Annotated in this window: 13 protein-coding genes and 2 tRNA genes; 2 read left to right on the top strand and 13 right to left on the bottom strand. The window is 46.6% G+C overall.

What is annotated here, in order from left to right; all coding sequences use genetic code 11:
* Positions 1–39 precede the first annotated feature (39 nt).
* From ICN24_RS08010 to ispD, 9 genes are all read right to left on the bottom strand, one after another.
* Positions 40–115: transfer RNA gene (locus ICN24_RS08010), tRNA-Val, on the bottom strand.
* 115 nt (positions 116–230) lie between these two features.
* Positions 231–2,663 carry an endopeptidase La gene (lon, locus tag ICN24_RS08005; protein WP_216222794.1) on the bottom strand — a complete coding sequence of 811 codons (2,433 nt, stop codon included), beginning with the start codon at positions 2,661–2,663 and terminating at the stop codon, positions 231–233.
* Positions 2,664–2,852: 189 nt separating this feature from the next.
* A complete protein-coding gene (gene clpX / locus ICN24_RS08000) occupies positions 2,853–4,214 on the bottom strand; it encodes an ATP-dependent Clp protease ATP-binding subunit ClpX (protein WP_216222791.1) in 1,362 nt (453 codons plus the stop codon).
* 36 nt (positions 4,215–4,250) lie between these two features.
* Entirely contained in the window at positions 4,251–4,880 is a 630-nt protein-coding gene (clpP, locus tag ICN24_RS07995) for an ATP-dependent Clp endopeptidase proteolytic subunit ClpP (RefSeq protein WP_216222790.1), read from the bottom strand.
* A 33-nt stretch (positions 4,881–4,913) separates the two neighbouring features.
* Positions 4,914–6,251, bottom strand: a complete 1,338-nt coding sequence (gene tig / locus ICN24_RS07990; protein WP_216222784.1) for a trigger factor — start codon at positions 6,249–6,251, stop codon at positions 4,914–4,916.
* A 57-nt stretch (positions 6,252–6,308) separates the two neighbouring features.
* A tRNA-Leu gene (locus ICN24_RS07985) sits at positions 6,309–6,395 on the bottom strand.
* A gap of 68 nt (positions 6,396–6,463) precedes the next feature.
* A complete protein-coding gene (locus ICN24_RS07980; protein ID WP_216222782.1) occupies positions 6,464–7,054 on the bottom strand; it encodes a malonic semialdehyde reductase in 591 nt (196 codons plus the stop codon).
* A 17-nt stretch (positions 7,055–7,071) separates the two neighbouring features.
* Positions 7,072–7,575 (bottom strand): 2-C-methyl-D-erythritol 2,4-cyclodiphosphate synthase, encoded by a 504-nt coding sequence (ispF, locus tag ICN24_RS07975; RefSeq protein WP_216222780.1) that lies wholly within the window; start codon positions 7,573–7,575, stop codon positions 7,072–7,074.
* A gap of 15 nt (positions 7,576–7,590) precedes the next feature.
* Positions 7,591–8,337, bottom strand: coding sequence for a 2-C-methyl-D-erythritol 4-phosphate cytidylyltransferase (gene ispD, locus ICN24_RS07970; RefSeq protein ID WP_216222777.1), 747 nt, complete (start codon positions 8,335–8,337; stop codon positions 7,591–7,593).
* 23 nt (positions 8,338–8,360) lie between these two features.
* Here ispD and mfd point away from each other — a divergent pair, with 23 nt between their 5' ends.
* Complete coding sequence (gene mfd / locus ICN24_RS07965; RefSeq protein WP_216222775.1) at positions 8,361–11,903, top strand: transcription-repair coupling factor; 3,543 nt, start codon at positions 8,361–8,363, stop codon at positions 11,901–11,903.
* 20 nt (positions 11,904–11,923) lie between these two features.
* A complete protein-coding gene (gene serB, locus ICN24_RS07960) occupies positions 11,924–12,814 on the top strand; it encodes a phosphoserine phosphatase SerB (RefSeq protein ID WP_216222773.1) in 891 nt (296 codons plus the stop codon).
* Positions 12,815–12,847: 33 nt separating this feature from the next.
* Here serB and ICN24_RS07955 read toward each other — a convergent pair whose 3' ends face one another.
* The 4 genes from ICN24_RS07955 to ICN24_RS07940 all read right to left on the bottom strand — a co-directional run bounded on the left by ICN24_RS07955 (position 12,848) and on the right by ICN24_RS07940 (position 16,886).
* Positions 12,848–14,032, bottom strand: coding sequence for an acetyl-CoA C-acyltransferase family protein (locus tag ICN24_RS07955; RefSeq protein WP_216222771.1), 1,185 nt, complete (start codon positions 14,030–14,032; stop codon positions 12,848–12,850).
* 81 nt (positions 14,033–14,113) lie between these two features.
* Positions 14,114–15,472: a 30S ribosomal protein S12 methylthiotransferase RimO gene (gene rimO / locus ICN24_RS07950; protein WP_216222769.1), complete on the bottom strand. Its 1,359-nt coding sequence runs from the start codon at positions 15,470–15,472 to the stop codon at positions 14,114–14,116.
* A gap of 2 nt (positions 15,473–15,474) precedes the next feature.
* Positions 15,475–16,035 carry a polyhydroxyalkanoate synthesis repressor PhaR gene (gene phaR / locus ICN24_RS07945; RefSeq protein WP_216222765.1) on the bottom strand — a complete coding sequence of 187 codons (561 nt, stop codon included), beginning with the start codon at positions 16,033–16,035 and terminating at the stop codon, positions 15,475–15,477.
* Between the two features lie 110 nt (positions 16,036–16,145).
* A complete protein-coding gene (locus tag ICN24_RS07940; RefSeq protein WP_216222763.1) occupies positions 16,146–16,886 on the bottom strand; it encodes a 3-ketoacyl-ACP reductase in 741 nt (246 codons plus the stop codon).
* Positions 16,887–16,891 lie beyond the last annotated feature (5 nt).

Below are 16,891 nucleotides of genomic sequence, written 5' to 3'. Positions count from 1 at the left end.
AATGGAAAGCCAAGAAAAGGCTAGAAGATGTAAACATTTTGGTGGGCGCTGAGAGGCTCGAACTCCCGACATTCTGCGTGTAAGGCAGACGCTCTACCAACTGAGCTAAGCGCCCCAAAATATTACAGCTGAGATTGTAACCTAAGCATGGAAATCGGGCATCAATTCCGTTAAATCTGCCCTATTTTGCTAGGCAAATTCAACGGAATGACAACTTTTACCCTGAGGAATTAGTGCTTTAGCACGTCCCCAGAAGGGGCGCTGCCCGTGGCTTTGCTTGCTTCAGCAGCCTTTTTGGCCAACTCCTCAGGCGTAGGCTCAGGCAAGGCTTCAGGCATACGTTCAAGAGCAAGTTCAAGCACCTTATCAATCCAGCGAACCGGAATAATCTCAATGGCATTCTTGACGTTGTCAGGAATATCAATCAAATCCTTCACATTTTCCTCTGGTATCAAAGCTAACTTAATGCCGCCACGATGCGCTGCCAAGAGCTTTTCTTTTAAACCGCCGATCGGAAGCACTTCACCACGCAAGGTAATCTCACCAGTCATAGCAACATCGGAACGAATTGGAATACCAGTGAATACGGAAACCAATGCAGTAGTGATTGCAATACCTGCTGAGGGACCATCCTTTGGAGTTGCACCATCCGGGAAGTGAATATGAATATCTTTCTTCTCAAAAGACTCATCAGCAATCCCTAGGCGCTTTGCCCTGGATCGAACCACGGTGCGAGCGGCTTCAACGGATTCTTTCATCACGTCGCCAATCGAACCGGTACGAGTAATCACACCCTTACCAGGCATAACAGCCGCTTCAATCGTGAGCAAATCTCCACCCACTTCAGTCCAAGCCAAACCAGTCACCTGACCAACTTGATTTTCTTTGCCAGCCAAACCAAAGTCGTACATGCGAACAGATAGGAACTTCTCTAAATTGTCTGCATTGACAACTACAGGGGCAGCCTCTTTTTTCAAGAGCAAAAGCTTGACTACTTTGCGGCAGATCTTGCTGATTTCTCGTTCGAGAGAGCGCACGCCAGCTTCTCGGGTGTAGTAGCGAATCATATTTCGAACGGCGCTATCCTCAATCTTGAGCTCGTCCTTCTTCAAACCATTGTTCTTGATTTGTTTGGGAATCAAATAATTTACCGCGATGCTAGTCTTCTCATCTTCGGTGTAGCCAGCCAAGCGAATAATTTCGAGGCGGTCCAATAGCGGGCCAGGAATATTCAACGAATTTGAGGTGGCAACGAACATCACATCAGAGAGATCGAAGTCCACTTCTACATAGTGATCTTGGAAAGTATGGTTTTGCTCTGGGTCCAAAACCTCCAGTAATGCACTAGCAGGATCGCCCCGGAAATCCATGCCCATCTTATCTACCTCATCCAACAGGAATAATGGATTACGGACACCAACTTTAGTTAAGCTAGTCAGGATCTTGCCAGGCATAGACCCAATATAAGTACGGCGATGACCGCGAATTTCGGATTCATCACGTACGCCTCCTAAGGCCATACGCACAAATTTACGATTAGTTGCGCGAGCAATCGATTGACCCAAGGAAGTCTTACCAACTCCAGGAGGACCCACTAAACACAAAATGGGCGCCTTGACGCGATCTACTCGCTGTTGCACAGCGAGGTACTCCAAAATACGTTCTTTAACCTTATCTAAACCATAGTGATCTTCATCCAACACCTTTTCAGCGTTGGTAAGATCGTTATTGATTTTGGTCTTTTTCTTCCAGGGAAGATTGACCAAGGTATCAATAAAGTTACGAATCACGGTTGCCTCAGCAGACATGGGTGACATCAGCTTCAGTTTTTTGAGCTCAGACTCGGCCTTTTTTAAAGCCTCTTTTGGCATACGGGCAGCTTTGATACGCTTTTCCAATTCCTCCAGGTCAGCGCCCTCTTCTCCTTCGCCCAATTCCTTCTGAATGGCTTTTACTTGCTCATTGAGGTAGTACTCGCGTTGGCTCTTTTCCATTTGGCGTTTAACACGGCCGCGGATTCTTTTCTCAACTTGCAAAATATCGATCTCACTCTCGAGATCAGCCAAGAGGCTTTCTAAGCGTTGGACAACATCCGTCATCTCTAACAAGCGTTGCTTTTGCTCCAGCTTAACTGGCAGATGTGCGCAGATGGTGTCCGCCAAACGGCTCGGGTCATCAATGCCGCCTAAGGAAGACAGAATTTCTTGGGGTACTTTTTTATTCAGTTTTACGTATTGATCAAACTGTGCCATGATGGCGCGACGTAAGGCTTCTGTTTCATGTGCATCGATTGCATTCATTGCTGTCGGCGTTGCTTCACAATTGAAGTAACCGAGCGCATCTTCAATTTGACTCACCTCTGCACGTTGCACACCTTCAACAAGCACCTTCACAGTGCCATCAGGAAGTTTGAGCATTTGCAAGATATTTGCAATGCAACCTACCTCATACAGGTCTTCAATTCCAGGCTCATCTTTAGCCGCCGTCTTTTGAGCGACCAAAAGAACATTCTTGCCAGTTTCCATGGCAGCTTCGAGCGCTTTAATCGATTTAGGACGTCCCACAAACAATGGGATCACCATGTGGGGAAATACAACGACATCCCGCAGGGGAAGTAACGGTAGTTGAATCGGCTCAGAGGGTAGTAATAAGTGGCCAGGCATAGGGCAAATCCTCCAAAGTAATCAATTCTCAAGCGTCTTATCTAGTGACCTGCAAATGCATAACCACTAAATAGCGACCTTATTCTTGAGTAGCATACTACCTATATGGGTAGCACTTTGTGAAATTCAAGGGGAAAAAGGGTAAAAAAGGGGCAAAAATGCCCCAAAAATAGCAAAAACCCTAAGAAATTAGGCTTTTTTGCTCAAATCGGACTGATCTAGATCTTGTTTGTAGACCAATAAGGGCTTACCACCCTCCGCAATGCTCGCCTCGTCAATAACGACCTTTTGCACGTTTTTGAGAGATGGAAGGTCATACATTACGTCCATCAACGAGCCCTCAAGAATGGATCGAAGACCACGCGCACCCGTTTTACGAGCAATCGCCTTCTTGGCAATCGCTGAGAGGGCTTCACGGCGCACTTCAAGCTCTGAGCCTTCCATGGTCAGTAAAGCCTGGTATTGCTTTACTAAAGCATTCTTAGGCTCAGTCAAAATTTGAATCAAAGCCTCTTCATCAAGTTGCGCCAAAGTAGCAACAACAGGTAAGCGACCAATTAACTCCGGAATTAAACCAAACTTAATCAAATCCTCGGGTTCAACCTCAATCAACAAATCACTTACGCCACGATCATCTTTACCAGGAACAGATGCATTAAAACCAATACCTGTTTTAGCGGTGCGTTGTTGTATCACTTTTTCAAGACCATCAAATGCACCACCACAAATAAACAAAATATTCGTGGTATCAACTTGTAAGAAGTCTTGGTTTGGATGCTTGCGTCCACCCTGTGGTGGCACCGACGCCATAGTGCCTTCAACTAGTTTCAGCAAAGCCTGCTGAACACCTTCGCCAGAAACATCACGCGTAATAGATGGGTTATCTGATTTGCGAGAGATCTTATCAATCTCATCGATATAAACAATGCCACGCTGCGCTTTTTCAACGTTGTAATCACAAGCCTGCAAAAGCTTTTGAATAATATTTTCAACGTCTTCACCAACATAGCCAGCTTCTGTCAAAGTCGTCGCATCAGCCATGACAAATGGAACGTCAAGCATGCGAGCTAGCGTTTGCGCTAACAGTGTTTTGCCTGAACCAGTTGGGCCAATGAGCAAGATATTACTTTTAGCCAACTCCACACCATCCACAATGGCCTTAGCAGGGGTCTTAGAATCTTTCTTATCAGCCGCCTCTACAGGCTTGCCATCCTTATCCAACTTCTCTTTTTTGGGTTTTGGCAAATACTGCAAACGCTTATAGTGGTTATAAACCGCAACTGCCAAGGTTTTCTTGGCGTGATCCTGACCAATCACATATTGATCGAGATTTTCACGAATCTGGTGAGGTGTAGGCAAAGAATCGTCGCCCTCTTCCTTAGGAAGCTTGGCGATTTCTTCTTGAATAATGTCGGTACAGAGATCAATACACTCATCGCAAATAAAGACGGATGGTCCAGCTATCAGCTTTTTGACTTCATGCTGACTTTTTCCACAAAAAGAACAATGCAAAACTTTATCTGTGGAATTGGTGCTGGTAGTGTCGGTCAAAGTATTCGCTCGATATCTATCTATTGGAAAAAAGCATTAAGGACGCTTTTCAATAACCTTGTCAATTAAGCCGTACTCTTTAGCCTGCTCTGCAGACATAAAGTTATCACGGTCAGTATCTTTCGCAATCGTCTCAATAGACTGGCCAGTACGATCAGCCAAAATCTTATTCAGACGTTCACGCAAGTAAAGAATTTCACGTGCTTGTATTTCAATGTCAGACGCCTGGCCACGAGCACCACCAAGGGGTTGATGAATCATGACACGGGAATTCGGCAACGCATAACGCTTACCCTTTTCACCTGCGCACAAGAGGAAGGCACCCATGCTAGCAGCCATACCCATGCACAATGTGCTGACATGGGGTTTGATGAACTGCATAGTGTCGTAGATCGCCAAACCAGCTGAAACAGAGCCACCTGGAGAGTTGATATACAAAGAAATATCTTTATCTGGGTTTTCGCTCTCTAGGAACAAGAGCTGGGCAATCACCAGATTAGCCGTTTGGTCATTGACTTCGCCCACGAGAAATACAACGCGCTCCCTTAATAAGCGCGAGTAAATATCATAGGCGCGCTCACCACGTCCTGAGGTCTCAATCACCATAGGAACCAAACCCAAACCTTTAGGTTCTAAATCTTCGGATTGAAATTGGTAGTGGTTCATATCAAGACCTTTTATAAATAATGAATGGACGTCTTAGTTTAGCTTGCTTAACTCTTCAAAGCTGATCGGCTTATCACTCACCTTGGCTAAGGAAGTGAAATGCTTGATCACATTGTCTTCCAAGACCAAATTCTCAATATCTTTCAATCGGCCTGGGTTGCTGTAATACCAGCGCACTACCTCTTTTGGATCTTCGTAAGTAGCAGCCTGCTCATCAATCTCAGCTTTAATTTGGTCGGCGGTAGCAGCCAAATTGTTTTTCTTAACGAGATCACCCAAGATCAAACCAAGGCGAACGCGCTTGAGAGCCTGTTCAGCAAAAATCTCTGGAGGAATTGGCGCGTCCTTTGCGTTAGGCACACCACGTTGCATTAAATCTTGACGCGCACCCTCTACTAAACGCTCTTGCTCAGAAGCCACCAAAGATTTTGGTACTTCAAGTTCGCACAATGCATTTAACTTATCCATCACTTCATTTTTCAACAAGGAAGTAATACGACGCTTCACTTCGCGATCTAAATTCTGCTTCACTTCTTCACGCATCTTGGCAACGCCACCTTCAGTAACGCCTAAAGATAATGCGAAGGCATCATCTACTGCAGGTAAATGCGCCCAGTTAACAGACTTCACGGTAACCGTAAATTCTGCTGTCTTACCAGCAACATCTTTGCCATGGTAATCAGCCGGGAATGACAATGGGAAAGTCTTGCTTTCACCCGCTTTGAGGCCTAAGGTAGCTGCTTCAAACTCAGGCAACATACGGCCCTCGCCCAATACGAATTCAAAGTTATCAGCCTTACCGCCAGCAAATTCAACGCCATCTAACTTGCCCACGAAATCGATTACCACCTGGTCACCCGTTTGGGCAGCAAGATTAGAGCCGCCGTCACCATGCGCGCCAGCCTGGCCACGTGGATGGTAATGCACTTGCTGCTTGCGCAATACATCAATTGCACGGTCAATTTCTGCTTCACCAATCTCAGTTGTGTACTTTGTTACTTCAGCTTTACTAAAGTCACCAATTTTGACTTCTGGCAATACTTCAAAAAAAGCATCGAATACGATTTTGTCGGCATCGAGCTCACTCTTTGGCTCGAGACGTGGCTGCCCAGCTAATTTGACGCCCTCTTTTTGGCTCAGCTCATAAAAGAGTTCAGAAGCTTTATCAAATTGCAGTTCGTAATCCACTTGCATGCCGTATTGCTTTTCAACCATGCTCTTTGGAACTTTTCCTGGACGAAAGCCTGCTACTTTCATGGTCTTACCAACTTGAGCCAAACGCGTTTCACGCGCTTTTGCCAAATCGGCACGAGCGAATTCCAAAGTCATTTTGCGGTCTAACGAACCTAAATTTTCTATCTGCACAGCCATTCTCGTCTCTTAATTGAAGATCTGGAAATGTGAAGTCCAAGCCAAGTAGCAATCTTGTGGTGCGAGGAGGGGGACTCGAACCCCCACACCATTTCTGGCGTCAGGACCTAAACCTGGTGCGTCTACCAATTTCGCCATCCTCGCGAATATCCGCAAACACTGCCAAGCTAAGACTTCACTCTAAAGACCATAATTCTACAATGCTTAGGGCTCTAGAGGATCGTGCAAGCCTCATCAAAGGATGGGCGGGGTTGACGTGGCAATAGGCTGGAGCTATCACCATAGCCAATATTGATCAAAAAGTTGGCTTTTACCCGTCCATTTGGGAAAAACTCCTCATTTACCTTGTCGGCATCAAAACCGCTCATAGCGCCACAATCGAGGCCAAGCGCCCTCACCGCCAAGATTAAATAGGCTCCTTGCAAGCTAGAGTTCCTAAAGGCCGTGGATTGGATAAAGTCCTCCTTGCCCACAAACCAACTTCTTGCATCGACATGGGGGAATAACTTGGGGAGCTGCTCATAAAAATCCAAATCCATCCCCACGATCGCCGTTACCGGAGCACTTCTTGTTTTATCTGCGTTGCCAGGACTCACGCAAGCCACTAAACGCTCTTTTTCTGTCGAACTTTTGACAAAAACAATCCGCGCGGGATTGCAGTTAACAGAGGTGGGTGCATATTTAAAAAGATCGTAAATCTGTTTAAGCTGTTCATCGCTCACCGATTTGTCTTGCCATGCATTATGTGTGCGAGCATCAATAAATAATTGCTTTAAGACTTCTTGACTAAGTGCCTGACTCATTTTGACTCCTGGATAATTTAAGCTTTATAGATTAGTGCAACTGCATGCACAGCAATACCTTCACCCCGCCCCAAATGACCGAGCGCTTCATTGGTTTTAGCCTTCAAATTGACATGACTCGGAGTAACCGCTAAATCTGCTGCAATATTACGAACCATCTCCGGTAAAAAAGGTGCCAATTTTGGCTTTTGGCAAATGATCGTTGCGTCTACATTGCCAATATGGAATCCAGCGGCCTGGACTTTCTGCAAAGCCGCTCGGAGCAATATTCTGCTATCCATATCTTTAAATTGAGGATCGGTATCTGGAAATAACTGGCCAATATCATTTAAGCCTGCTGCACCAAGCAAGGCATCAGTTAAAGCATGCAACAAAGCATCGGCATCGGAGTGTCCTAACAAGCCCTTATCAGAGGCTATATGAACACCCCCCAGAATCAATTTTCTATCAGCCACTAAGGCATGCACATCATAGCCTTGGCCTATTCGAAATTGCGGAATGTGGGGATTGCTTTGAGTCATATTCTGTCTTTACTATCAATTACGAGGTTGCAGGAGCAATTGCATCAACTCCCAGTCAGCCGGATGAGTGACTTTGAAGTTGCGAGTGGCGCCTTCGATTAACAATGGCTTAACCCCAGTCAACTCCATTGCACTGGCCTCATCTGTCACATCCGCTTCTTGCCTAATAGCCTCCTCTAAAGCGCTGTGTAATTTTTTCAATCCAAACATCTGTGGGGTTTGTGCCTGCCACAGATGCTCACGAGGAATCGTTTTTTCTGCATGCGGCAAATTGCCTGCAATCGCAGAATCTAAATCTGCTTGCTTGAGGGTATCAGCTAATGGCATTGCCAATAAGCCGCCAGCACTTGAACCCTGCACTGCTGCTATCAACTTACTAATTAATGACGGCGTAATGCCCGGTCTTGCAGCATCGTGCACCAAGACCCAATCATCAATAGCAATGCCCGCCTTAATCATGGCATCAAGGGTATTTCGCACGGTTTCTTGGCGAGTGGGACCGCCAGTAGGCAAGAAATGAATCGGCTTATCAGCCCTACATAAGCTGTTCAAAATGGGGTTATCAATAAACCCCGGAGAAACGCCAATCCAAATAGAGGCAATCTGCGGGGATTGAATGAAGGCTTCGAGCGCATAAGCCAGCATCGGTTTGCCTGCCAGTTGCTGAAACTGCTTAGGCAGATCCCCACCCAGACGGGATCCTGTACCTGCAGTGGGTAATAAGGCATGGCACTGAAGCGGCACTTGGTTTCCAGAGTTCATGCCTGATTCTATAATGAGCCCAGATGTCTGATGCATTAAATCTAGCACCCCCTATACCCGCGCCGCGGGCTGGGCAGCGCTTTACCTTCTCGGGGCTAGTCGGATCAGCAGATGCCGCCTTATTAGCGCAATCCGCCTTACGCTTTCGCAATGATTTCTCAGTCATGGTGGTCTTTTGTGCACAAGCACAAGAAGCCCAGAGGTTGGCAGAAGAAATCCCTGCCTTTGCACCCAAACTCAAGGTACGCCTCTTGCCGGATTGGGAAATCCTGCCGTACGACCATTTTTCACCGCACCAAGATCTTGTCTCGGAACGTTTAGCTACTCTATACGAGCTATTAAATGGTAGCTGCGATATTGTCTTGGTCCCCGTCACTACAGCTTTACAAAGACTTGGGCCCCCGCAGTTTTTATCAGGCCACACCTTTTTCTTTCGACAGGGCGATAAACTCAATGAGGCAGCACTGCGTCTGCAATTGCAACAAGCGGGTTATGACCCGGTAAGTGCAGTGATGCGTCCGGGTGAATACAGCATTCGAGGCGGCTTGATTGACTTATTCCCTATGGGCTCTAATTTGCCCTATCGCTTAGATTTATTCGGCGATGAAATTGAACAAATTCGGGCTTTTGATCCCGATACTCAACGCAGTCTGTACCCTGTCAAAGAAGTCCGCTTGCTACCGGGTCATGAATTTCCATTTAATGATGAAGCCCGTACCGCCTTTAGAGGTCGCTGGCGCGAGGTATTTGAAGGAGACCCTACTCGCTGTTCTATTTACAAGGATGCGAACCTAGCTATACCCAGCGCGGGCATAGAGTCGTATCTCCCACTCTTCTTTGCAGAGCAATCCAATGTATTTGATTACTTTCCAAGATCAGGCGATCCAGTTTGGCTAGTTAGCATTGGTAATGTTGAGGAATCGATTCGTGGATTTTGGAAAGACACCCTCTCCCGTTATGAATTCTTAAAGCATGATTTAGATAGACCCATTCTTCCGCCAAAGGAATTGTTCCTAGACGTAGATGAATTTTTTTCTACGGCCAAGCCTTATGCAAGACTCGTCTTAGAAAATGAACCGGATGAAGCAAAACAGTTTGCACAGGTTCCCGATATTGCCGTACATAGACGAGATCATGATCCGCTGGCTCGCTTACGGAAAGTAGTTGCACAAGAAAATTTACGCGTTTTAATATGCAGTGACAGCGCGGGTCGTAAAGAATCTATTCGCCAACTGCTCGATGAAAGCAATGCAGTAGCTGGTCAGGATGGCAAACCACTCTACCCACTGAAGCCCGAAGGCTTTGAGAGCATCGCAGACTTTATTAAGGGCGGCGAATTATTTGGCCTAGTCACTGCGCCACTTTTTAATGGCTTTTTATGGCAAGCCGAAAATCTACTGGTACTGACTGAGGCCGAATTATTTACCTCGACTGCGCGTCAACGACGCAAGAGTAAAGGTTCTGAAAATGCAGATCCGGACATGTTGTTCAAGGATCTATCGGAGCTGAAAATTGGTGACCCAGTTGTGCACGCAGAACATGGTATTGGTCGTTATCAGGGTCTCGTATTGCTAAACCTTGCACCCCCCAAAGAGGCACCCATCTTTGAGGAATTTTTGCATCTGCAATACGCCGGTCAAGCAACTTTATACGTACCCGTCCAGCAGTTACAAATGGTGACCCGTTATGCCGGCTCAGACCCAGATTCAGCCCCTTTGCATCAATTGGGCTCCGGACAATGGGATAAAGCCAAACGAAAAGCGGCTCAACAAATTCGCGATACTGCTGCCGAGTTATTGGGTCTTTACGCAGCCAGAGCCATCCGCAAGGGTCATGCCTTTGAATTTTCTGCCCATGACTATGCCGCGTTTGCCGAAAGCTTTGGATTTGAGGAGACACCTGATCAAGCCAATGCTATTGCGGCTGTTATAGGTGACATGACAAGTGGCACACCTATGGATCGCCTTGTATGTGGTGATGTCGGTTTTGGAAAAACAGAAGTCGCTCTACGCGCTAGCTTTGTAGCGGTTATGGGCGGCAAGCAAGTTGCCATCTTGGCGCCAACCACCCTCCTGGCAGAGCAACACGTAGCTACCTGGAAAGATCGCTTTGCTGATTGGCCCGTCCGGATTGTTGAGTTATCGCGCTTTAAAACCACCAAAGAAATTAATGCAGCGCTTGAAGCAATTGCTAAAGGCGATGCAGACATCATCATTGGCACTCATAAGTTACTCTCAAAAGAAACCCAATTCGCTAATTTAGGCTTGGTCATTGTTGATGAAGAACATCGTTTCGGGGTGCGCCAAAAGGATGCGCTCAAGGCCTTGCGTGCTGAGGTAGATATTTTGACGCTAACCGCCACGCCGATACCGCGTACCTTAGGCATGGCTATGGAGGGACTACGTGAGTTCTCGATTATTGCCACTGCACCTCAGAAGCGTCTGGCGATTAAAACCTTTGTGCGCCGCGAAGGCGATGGCGTTATTCGTGAGGCAGTTTTACGCGAAATCAAGCGCGGTGGTCAGGTTTACTTCTTGCACAATGAAGTTGAGACCATTGAGAACCGCAAGCATGCGCTCCAAGAACTTATTCCAGAGGCGCGCATTAGTGTTGCGCATGGCCAGATGCATGAGCGCGAACTGGAATCAGTCATGCGTGAATTCGTTACGCAGCGCACGAATATCCTCTTGTGTACAACCATTATTGAAACTGGTATCGACGTACCTACTGCAAACACCATCATCATGCATCGTGCTGATAAGTTCGGCTTGGCGCAATTACATCAGCTGCGTGGTCGCGTAGGAAGATCGCATCACCAGGCTTATGCGTATTTGTTAGTACCTGATCCAGAGGCATTGAGTAAGCAAGCACAACTTCGATTAAATGCTATCCAAGCTATGGAAGAATTGGGCTCTGGCTTCTATCTTGCCATGCATGACTTGGAAATTCGTGGTGCCGGCGAGGTATTGGGCGATAAACAATCCGGTGAAATTCATGAGATTGGTTTTCAGCTCTATACCGAAATGTTAAATCGCGCCGTCAAATCATTACGTAGTGGTAAAGAGCCCGACCTACTATCACCCCTGCAAGCGACAACAGATGTCAATTTGGGAGTGCCAGCCTTACTACCGGAGGACTATTGCCCAGACGTGCATGAGCGCCTCTCTCTTTACAAACGCTTTGCTGGCTGTAACGACTTTTCAGAATTAATGGGTTTGCGTGAGGAACTAGTTGACCGATTTGGCGATCTTCCCGATCAAGCAAAATCATTTTATGAAACCCACCGTCTGCGACTGGAAATGACAGGTTTTGGAATTAAGAAAATTGACGCTACTCCGAGCTCAATCCAGATTCAGTTTATCCCTAACCCCCCGATTGACCCTATGAAGATCATTCAATTGATTCAGTCTTCAAAATACATTCAACTCAATGGCCAGGATAAGCTAAAGGTATTGCCCCAAAAAGACCGTGAATTCGAGAAACTAGAGCAGCGCTTAGACGCTATTCGCCAAGTTTTACGACGTCTGAATGAGTCTGCCGTACTCAGTAGCGCCAAAGCAGGCTAAGCATCCACTATCATTTAGCCATGTCTGATCATCCAACACTTGTCGCCATTTCGCGTCAGCCAATTTCTGAAAAGCTCGTATTCGAGCTTAAAAACCATGCGCTTGGCTTTGATCTCGCCCTACATACACTGGGTTTACAGCAATCTAATGGCAGCTACTTTTCTGAGCGCTGGGAGACTAAACAGCCCATACCTGTTGCACAAAGAGAATCGCTACGCGCCATTGCCGGTCAATACCAAACCGATTTGTGCTTCATCAAGCCCAATCTGATGCCAGGCGACATCCGAGTATTGGCAATGGATATGGACTCCACCCTGATTAATATTGAGTGCATTGATGAGATTGCTGACTTTACTGGTAAAAAATCTGCAGTAGCCCAAATTACCGAGGCAACAATGCGGGGTGAGATTCAAGATTTCAAAGAGAGCTTGCGTAGACGAGTAGCGCTCCTAGAGGGAGTTCATGCCGATGCTCTTGAGGCGGTGTATCGCGAGCGTTTACGCCCTAATCCTGGTGCGATAGAACTGCTTGCAGGCGCAAATCAACGCGGCCTTTATACGCTGCTGGTGTCTGGTGGTTTTACGTTCTTTACCGAGAAATTACGCGCACAATTAGGCTTTAAACAAACCCAGGCCAATACTCTAGAAATTATTAATGGCAAGCTTACTGGCAAAGTTTTGGGAGATATTGTGGATGGGTCTGCAAAAGCAGCTCACCTAGATGAAGCTTGTCGCCTACTCGCTTGCTCCAAAGAAAACGCCATCACCATGGGTGATGGCGCTAATGATCTCATCATGATGAATGGATCAGGCATCTCTGTTGCCTATCGCGCTAAACCGGTAGTCAAAGAAAAAGCCGATGCGGCTTTTGACCACGTCGGCTTAGATGCTGCTTTACTACTAATCGCTTAAGTTTTTCACTTGCGCGATTAGCAGGTAACTCGATTACAGGCGCTCGAAAATCGTAGCAATACCCTGTCCGCCACCGATACACATGGTGACCAAGGCGTATTTACCTTGCACACGTTGCAACTCATGAATGGCTTTAGTAGCAATCGCCGCACCTGAGCAACCAATTGGATGCCCTAAAGCGATAGCACCGCCGTTAACGTTAGTCTTAGCCGGATCTAAACCCAGGCCTTTAGTAACCGCCAAGGCTTGTGCCGCAAAGGCTTCATTGGATTCGATCACGTCCATTTGATCCAACTTCAAACCAGCACGCTCAAGCGCAAGTTTAGTTGCAGGAATAGGACCCTCACCCATGATGTGGTTTGGTACACCAGCAACAGCGTAAGACACTAAACGCGCAATCGGTTTATGCCCTGCTTTCTTGGCTGTTTCAGCATCAGCCAAAACAAAGAATGCCGCGCCATCATTAATGCCAGATGCATTACCGGCAGTAACAGAACCGCCCTCTTTCTTAAACACCGCCTTCATCTTGGCCAATGTTTCCATAGTGGTGTCTGGCTTCACATGCTCATCAGTATCAAACACGATGTCGCCTTTGCGAGTCTTAATCGTAATTGGCACGATCTGTGACTTAAAGCGACCTTCTTTGATTGCATTTGTAGCACGGCGATGTGACTCAACCGCTAAAGCGTCCTGCTCATCACGAGTTAATTTCCACTTTTCAACGAGGTTTTCTGCAGTAACACCCATATGGCCTACGCCAAATGGATCCGTTAAGACCGCCACCATCAAATCAAGCATCTTCGTATCGCCCATACGAGCACCACTACGCATTGCGGGTGAACCATACATACCGCGTGACATAACCTCTACACCACCACCAACACCGTAGTCACAATCACCCAACATAATTTGCTGAGCAGTTGTCACGATAGCTTGCAAGCCGGAGCTGCATAAGCGATTTAATGCCATTGCCACAGACTCCATTGGCAAACCTGCCTGAATAGCAGCAACACGAGCAACGTAGGCATAACGGCTATCTGTTGGAATAGTGTTTCCAACAGTTACATAATTAATGAGCGCAGGATCAACACCGGAGCGTGTTACCGCCTCTTTCATGACAATGCCACCCAATTCGGAAGGCTCAAAGCTGCTGAGCGAGCCATTGAAGGCGCCAATTGCGGAACGTACTGCACTTAAGACAACGACATCACGACTCATATCAATCCCCTTAGCTTGGCCTAAAAATTAGGCTTAATTTGTACTAAATCAGTAATTCAGACTATCTTTTTATAACAATCGTCAAGTTTCGGCTATTAGGTCATGCCCTTGGGAGCCAATAACGCTAACCCGAATGATTTCACCGGTTCGATAGCGTTTAGAGGGTTTGCTAGGTGGCAAAACCCTTACCAAACCATCAATTTCAGGGGCATCACCTATGGTTCGACCAATTCCACCGGATTCATCTACCCGGTCAATTAATACCTGAATACGCTTACCGACCTTTTTAGCAAGGCGATTGATGGAAATTTCTTCCGCTTTTTCCATAAAACGGGCCCGACGTTCTTCACGGATTACATCGGGTACTGGGCTGGGTAACGCATTGGCTAAAGCCCCCTCAACTGGGGAATAGGCAAAACAACCGGCGCGGTCAATTTGCGCCTCATCCAAGAAATTCAATAAATACTCAAATTCTTCTTCGGTCTCGCCGGGAAAGCCGGCAATAAATGTGCTGCGAATGACCAGATCAGGACAAGCTGTACGCCAAGCCAAAATACGCTCTAAATTTTTCTCACCACTGGCGGGTCGCTTCATTCTTTTAAGCACATCGGGATGAGCGTGTTGCAGCGGAATATCCAAGTACGGTAATACGCCATAACCATGTTCTGAAAATTCAGCCATCAAGGGCAAGATATCGTCAACATGGGGATAGGGATAGACGTAATGCAGCCTCACCCAGGCCTGATGTTCGCGAGCAATTTGATTGAGGGCATTTACGAGATCAAACATTCGCGTCTTCACGGGCTTACCATCCCAAAATCCGGTGCGGTATTGAATGTCAACACCATAAGCACTGGTATCTTGCGAAACCACTAATAATTCTTTGACGCCAGACTCGAATAAGCGCTTTGCCTCTAGCAACACTTCACCAATAGGACGCGAGACTAAGTCACCCCTTAGATTGGGGATGATGCAGAAAGTACAACGATGGTTGCACCCTTCCGAAATTTTGAGATAAGCATAATGCTTTGGCGTTAACTTCACACCAGTGGGCGGCACTAAATCTGTAAACGGATCATGAGGTTTTGGTAAGTGCAAATGAATGGCCTGCATGACCTCATCAGTAGCATGTGGCCCTGTAACAGCCAAGACTTTCGGGTGAATGCTTTGAATTAAATCGCTTCCATCGGCATTCTTTCGAGCCCCCAAACAGCCAGTCACAATGACTTTACCGTTTTCGGCTAAGGCCTCACCAATAGCCGAAAGACTCTCTTCTACTGCAGAGTCAATAAAACCACAGGTATTGACGACTACAAGATCGGCGCCAGAATAATCCTTAGCGGTCTCATAGCCCTCTGCACTCAGTTGCGTGAGGATAAGTTCAGAATCTACCAGCGCCTTAGGGCAACCCAAGGATACAAAACCAATTTTTCCAGCCACAACTATTCTTTTTCAGTTTTGTTAGGCTGTGGTGTAAATGGAAAACCACCAAACATATTGTGTGAGCCCTGCATCTGCTCTTGCATTTTGACAAACAAGTCTTTGCTCTGATCCATATAGTTACCCATCAGATTTTGCATCAGTGGGTTTTGGAGGTTGAGCATCTGTGACCAAGCTTCTGGAGTGCTGCCAGCACCAAGACCTTTAGTTTGATCACCGAGTTTATTGTGAATATCCACAAAAGACTGCATGGTCTTTTCAAGGTAATTTCCCATCAAACCTTGCATGGAATTTCCATAAAAGCGAATAATTTGGGAAAGCATCTGAGTAGAAAATACTGGTGCACCACCAGCCTCTTCTTCCAAAATAATTTGCAACAAAATATTGCGCGTTAAATCTTCATCAGTTTTGGCGTCAACAACTTTAAAACTCTCGTTGTTCATCACTAAATTTTTGATGTCGGACAAAGTCACATAAGTGCTTGTCTGAGTGTCGTAGAGACGGCGATTGGGATACTTCTTAATGAGCCGATCTTCACCAGCTTTTTTGGTACGGGTAGCCATGGTTTTCCTTACTATTTACTGCAACGCAACATCGGCATAGTTTATCCCTAGTTTGACCAAAAGGTAAATAAGCCGAGTTGCGCCCCATCAATACTGCATTTTTGGCCAAATTAGCCAGTGTGAATACCGCCATTGAGGGAGAAGTCTGCCCCGGTAGCGTATCCACCATCCTCGGATGCAATCCAGCAGCAAATCGAAGCGATTTCATCTGGAGTACCCAAACGTTTGACTGGAATACCAGCAACAATCTTCTCCAAAACATCTTCACGAATAGCCTTAACCATATCGGTGCCGATGTAGCCAGGAGAAACCGTATTGACAGTAACACCCTTAGTAGCTACTTCTTGAGCCAAGGCCATAGTGAAGCCATGTAAACCCGCTTTAGCGGTGGAGTAATTAGCCTGACCAAACTGGCCTTTTTGTCCATTTACAGAGGAGATATTGATGATGCGGCCCCAGTTGTTGTCAACCATGCCATCAATCACTTGTTTGGTAACGTTGAACAAAGAATTTAGGTTGGTGTCGATCACAGCCTTCCAAGCATCAGGGGTCATCTTGCGGAATACGCTGTCACGCGTAATACCAGCATTGTTTACCAAGACGTCGACACGGCCGACTTCCGCTTTTACCTTTTCAAAGGCAGCGACAGTGCTGTCCCAGTCAGAAACGTTGCCTTCGGAGGCAATGAAGTCATAACCAAGGGCTTTTTGCTCTGCAATCCAGCGATCTTTACGTGGTGAATTTGGACCACAGCCGGCAATCACCTTAAATCCATCTTTTGCCAAGCGTTGGCAAATAGCGGTACCGATACCACCCATACCACCAGTTACGTATGCGACTTTTTGAGACATCACTT

It is taken from the genome of Polynucleobacter sp. UK-Kesae-W10, from assembly GCF_018881575.1.
In the GTDB taxonomy this organism is placed as follows: Bacteria; Pseudomonadota; Gammaproteobacteria; order Burkholderiales; family Burkholderiaceae; genus Polynucleobacter.
This window is presented reverse-complemented; position numbering and strand designations above follow the sequence as displayed.

Excerpts from the sequence above, each read along its gene's own strand:
- lon (WP_216222794.1), bottom strand. The coding sequence starts at position 2,663 with ATGCCTGGCCACTTATTACTACCCTCTGAGCCGATTCAACTACCGTTA.
- clpP (WP_216222790.1), bottom strand. The coding sequence starts at position 4,880 with ATGAACCACTACCAATTTCAATCCGAAGATTTAGAACCTAAAGGTTTG.
- tig (WP_216222784.1), bottom strand. The coding sequence starts at position 6,251 with ATGGCTGTGCAGATAGAAAATTTAGGTTCGTTAGACCGCAAAATGACT.
- ICN24_RS07980 (WP_216222782.1), bottom strand. The coding sequence starts at position 7,054 with ATGAGTCAGGCACTTAGTCAAGAAGTCTTAAAGCAATTATTTATTGAT.
- ispF (WP_216222780.1), bottom strand. The coding sequence starts at position 7,575 with ATGACTCAAAGCAATCCCCACATTCCGCAATTTCGAATAGGCCAAGGC.
- ispD (WP_216222777.1), bottom strand. The coding sequence starts at position 8,337 with ATGAACTCTGGAAACCAAGTGCCGCTTCAGTGCCATGCCTTATTACCC.
- mfd (WP_216222775.1), top strand. The coding sequence starts at position 8,361 with ATGTCTGATGCATTAAATCTAGCACCCCCTATACCCGCGCCGCGGGCT.
- serB (WP_216222773.1), top strand. The coding sequence starts at position 11,924 with ATGTCTGATCATCCAACACTTGTCGCCATTTCGCGTCAGCCAATTTCT.
- ICN24_RS07955 (WP_216222771.1), bottom strand. The coding sequence starts at position 14,032 with ATGAGTCGTGATGTCGTTGTCTTAAGTGCAGTACGTTCCGCAATTGGC.
- phaR (WP_216222765.1), bottom strand. The coding sequence starts at position 16,035 with ATGGCTACCCGTACCAAAAAAGCTGGTGAAGATCGGCTCATTAAGAAG.
- ICN24_RS07940 (WP_216222763.1), bottom strand. The coding sequence starts at position 16,886 with ATGTCTCAAAAAGTCGCATACGTAACTGGTGGTATGGGTGGTATCGGT.